Consider the following 4,316-nt stretch of genomic DNA (forward strand, 5'->3'; position numbering starts at 1 on the left):
TGCTCTGCGTTGACCGGACGCTCATCGCCCTTGAGCCGTTTTACGGAGGCGTCGGAGTTCAGCCCGACAACCAGCCGGTCACATCGGCTGCGGGATTCTTCCAGCACGCGGACATGGCCCGGATGGAGAATATCGAACACGCCATTGGTGAAACCTATCCGCAGACCCCCTTCCCGCCAGCGCTCGATCTGGCCAACCATCGCATCCATGGAGAGAATGCCGGCCTTTTGTGCCCATTTTGGCAGGTCTGCGGCATCGAGGAGTTCCGCGGCAGAGACGGTCGCGGTTCCGGATTTGCCAACCGCAAGCCCGGACGCAAGGATCGCGACATAGACGGCTTCATCGAGGCTGGCGCCGGCAACGATGGCGGTCGCCAGTGCAGCGAGGCTGGTATCGCCGGCGCCGGATACATCAAACACGTCGCGGGCTTTCCCGGTGACATGACCATGGGCGCCTTCAGCGGTGAGGTAGGACATGCCTTGTGCCGCGCGCGTGACCACGATGGCTTTAGCCGGCAGTGCTGACCTGCCCGCAGCGAGGGCTTGCTCGATTTCGGGAGTTGTGGCGGTCGGCATTCGAAGCGCAAGACCCAGTTCACCTGCGTTCGGCTTCAGGATATCGACAGGGCCGTAGCGTTCGAAATCCTTGCCCTTCGGGTCTGCAATCACCGGAACCGAGTGTTGCGCTGCGGCCTTATGGATTGCAGCAATCACAGTGTCAGTGAGCAGGCCCTTTGCGTAGTCGGAAATGAGGATGGCCGTGACGGACGCGACCGAATCCTCGATCAGGGCGATGAGCTTGCGCTCGCTGGCGGTGTCCGGCGCGCCTATTTCTTCGGCGTCGAGGCGCAGGAGTTGCTGCCCACCGGCGACGAGGCGTGTCTTGAGGGTCGTCGGTCGGTCCTTCAGGGGGACGAGGCGCGCTGTAATGCCGGGGGAGTGCTCCAGCAGCTCGTTAAGCTCGATCCCGGCTTCGTCGGTCCCCACGGCGCCTATAATGACGGCCTGGAGACCGAGCGAGGCGAGGTTGCGGGCGACGTTGGCGGCGCCTCCGGGCATGCTGGCCGCGCGGGTCTGGCGAAGAACCGGGACCGGCGCTTCCGGCGATATGCGGTTGACGACGCCGTAGACGAACCGGTCGAGCATCACATCGCCCACGCAGAGGATGCGCTGCCCGCGCGCACTATCCATGATCTGGCGAAGGCGGGCAGTTTGCATGGGGCGCTGTTCCAGAGATCGTCCGGGGGTATAGCGGCCTCCGCCATGTGTTGAAAGTCTGGCGATACAGGGCTGATTGATCCAAACCGGTGGCCCTGCCGTATCCCTACGAACCGAATTTCAGGATAATTTCTCTGCCATGCCGTCTGTTGCGCCTGTCATTGTCTGGTTTCGCGAAGATCTGCGCCTTGCTGACAACCCGGCAGTCGCTGCAGCGGCCGCGAGCGGTGCGCCGGTGATTTGCCTCTATATCAGGGAAACCGGCGCGAAAGGCGCGCGTGCGCCGGGCGGGGCGGCGCTCTGGTGGCTCGACAAGAGCCTGAAGTCGCTTGCGCGTTCACTGGAGGCCATTGGAAACCGGCTGATCCTGAGGACGGGCGATCCGCAGACGGTTCTCACGGAGGTGATCTCCGAAACGGGAGCGAACGCCGTTGTCTGGAATCGCCGGTACGGCGAACCCGGCAGGACCTCGGACACGGCCCTCAAGGCGGCACTGAAGGAGGCGGGCATCGACGTCAGCAGTTTCAACGGGCGCCTGTTGATGGAGCCGTGGGAGCTGAAGACAGGTTCGGGTGGCTACTACCGCGTTTTCACGCCCTTCTGGCGCGCAATGCAGGCGGCCTATGTGCCCAACCCGGCGACGGGAGCTCCAGGACGTCTCAGAGACGTGGACGCAAGCTCTGAGGACATTGCAGACTGGCGCATGCATCCGACTGCGCCCGATTGGTCACACGGGATGGGGGAGTTCTGGACACCCGGCGAAGCGGGCGCGCGCAAGCGGCTGAAAGACTTCCTCGACGGACCAGTCAACGACTATGCAGAAGACCGCAACCGGCCGGACCTCGATAGTTCCTCCTCCCGGCTATCACCGCATCTGCGTTATGGCGAAATCGGGCCGGCGCAGATCTGGCGCGCGGTGAAAGCGGGTATTGATGCCGGACGCATCCAGGAGCGCCCCGCGATGGTATTCCTGTCGGAGATTGCGTGGCGGGAGTTTTCGCATGTGCTGCTGCATTTCAATCCGGAACTTGCCAGCAAGAACTACAACCCGAACTTCGACCAGATGCCATGGCGCACTGACGCGGCCGCTTTGCGCAAGTGGCAGCAGGGTATGACCGGGTATCCGGTCGTGGACGCAGGCATGCGCCAGCTTTGGCATACCGGCTGGATGCACAACCGAGTGCGGATGATCGTGGCATCTTTCCTGACCAAGCATCTCCTGCTGCCCTGGCAGGTGGGGGAAGAATGGTTCTGGAATACACTGGTGGATGCAGACCCCGCTGCCAATGCGGCGAGCTGGCAGTGGACGGCAGGCAGCGGCGCCGATGCGGCGCCGTATTTTCGTGTCTTCAACCCGATCACGCAGGGCAGCAAGTTTGACGAGACGGGGGCATATGTGCGCCGCTGGGTGCCGGAGATATCAAATGTTGCGGACAAGTATCTCCATGCGCCCTTCGAAGCGCCGGCGGAAGTTCTCAGGCGTGCCGGGGTCGTATTGGGCATGACCTATCCGAAACCGATCGTCGATCACGCCGCGGCGCGCCAACGCGCGCTGGACGCCTACAAGCAGACCAGACAGGAGAAGGGTGCGGAATGACCAGAATTGCCATCATCGGATCTGGAATCTCAGGGCTCGGGGCTGCGTGGGCATTGCGCGACAGCGCTGATGTCACCCTATTCGAGAAAGACGACCGGCTCGGTGGTCATGCCTGCACGCACACGTTCGACTATGATGGCACCGCGTTGAATGTGGATCTTGGTTTCATCGTTTATAATGGCCTGAACTATCCGAACCTGATCGGGTTTTTCGAAGCGCTTGGTGTGCAGACCGAACCGTCAGACATGAGCTTCGCGGTGTCCGATCCGGCAGGGTGGACCTGGGCCTCCACGGCCGCCGGAATATTCGCGCAGAAGCGCAACCTGTTCAGCCCGCGCTTCCATCAGTTCTGGCAGACCATCTTCAAGTTCAATGATATCGCGCGCATGGAACTCGCGAACGGCGCAGTGGTCGATACAACGCTGGGCGCCTGGCTGGACCGGCACGGGTTCAACACGGAGTTCCGCCAGAACTACATCCTGCCGATGGGCGCCGCGATCTGGTCGACACCGGAGCAGCGGATGCTCGACTATCCGGCTCAAAGCTTTTTCCAGTTTTTCGACAATCACCGCCTGATGCACAAGGAGCGCCCGAAATGGCGAACCGTGAGCGGGGGAAGTGTGAACTATGTTTCCAAGGTCTCTGCGGCGCTGGAAGGCCGCGTGCGGACGAATACTGCTGTATCCAGAGTGCATCCGTTTGGCGACAAAGTGGCAATTGACGTTGGCGGCGGCGGCACGGAATTGTTCGATCAAGTGATCCTTGCCTGTCATTCGGACCAGGCCCTGCACCTGGTAGAGCGTGACTATGAAAGCCCGGCATTCTATCTGCGCTCGGTCAAATATCGGCCTAACACGATCTATCTGCACCGTGACCCGGCCCTGATGCCGAACCGCAAAGCGGCGTGGGCGAGCTGGAATGTGCTGAAGCATTCCAGTGGCGAAATCTGCCTGACTTACTGGATGAACCGCTTGCAGGGCATCGATCCGCACAAGCCTGTTTTCATCACGCTCAATCCGGAAACGCCCCCTGCCCCGGACAAGACGTTCTACCAGTACACGCTGGATCATCCGCAGTTCGACTCGGCCGCAGAGGCGGCAGTGCGCTCGCTAAAGCGGTTGCAGGGACAGGACGGCCTCTGGTTTGCCGGGGCTTGGATGGGGCGCGGATTCCACGAGGATGGCCTGAAATCCGGCCTCGTTCCGGCATTGTCACTCGGCGGAAAAGTGCCCTGGGACGCGAAAGGCGTGGACATCCTCTCTCCAAGGCGCGACACTTCGGAACCAGAAGCGAAAGCCGAGGTATCTGCTTGAGTTCACCGCCCCTGAGGCTCTGGTCAGGGCAGACGCTGCACAAGCGCTATTTCCCGTTTGAACGGGAGTTCCGCTACGCGCTTGTCCTGATCGACATTGACATCGACCGACTTCAAGAAGCGGGCGCCATGTCGAGGCTGTTTGCGGTCAATCGCCCGGGGTTCTTTTCCTTCCATGAAGGAGACCATG

General features: G+C 61.6%; 4 protein-coding genes. 3 read left to right on the forward strand and 1 reads right to left on the reverse strand.

Annotated features, from left to right (window positions below):
• Positions 1-1,217 (reverse strand): PfkB family carbohydrate kinase (locus tag WEA77_RS06480; protein WP_368067055.1); only part of this gene is annotated, 1,217 nt, incomplete at its 3' end.
• 139 nt (positions 1,218-1,356) lie between these two features.
• Here WEA77_RS06480 and WEA77_RS06485 point away from each other — a divergent pair.
• From WEA77_RS06485 to WEA77_RS06495, 3 genes are all read left to right on the forward strand, one after another.
• Positions 1,357-2,814, forward strand: coding sequence for a deoxyribodipyrimidine photo-lyase (locus WEA77_RS06485; RefSeq protein WP_368067056.1), 1,458 nt, complete (start codon positions 1,357-1,359; stop codon positions 2,812-2,814).
• Positions 2,811-4,127 (forward strand): NAD(P)/FAD-dependent oxidoreductase, encoded by a 1,317-nt coding sequence (locus tag WEA77_RS06490; RefSeq protein WP_368067057.1) that lies wholly within the window; start codon positions 2,811-2,813, stop codon positions 4,125-4,127. Before WEA77_RS06485 ends, WEA77_RS06490 begins: the two co-directional genes overlap by 4 nt.
• Positions 4,124-4,316 (forward strand): DUF1365 family protein (locus tag WEA77_RS06495; RefSeq protein WP_368067058.1); only part of this gene is annotated, 193 nt, incomplete at its 3' end. The genes WEA77_RS06490 and WEA77_RS06495, both read left to right, overlap by 4 nt.

Origin of the sequence: Hyphomonas sp. (assembly GCF_040882205.1) — a bacterium.
Taxonomy (GTDB): Bacteria; Pseudomonadota; Alphaproteobacteria; order Caulobacterales; family Hyphomonadaceae; genus Hyphomonas.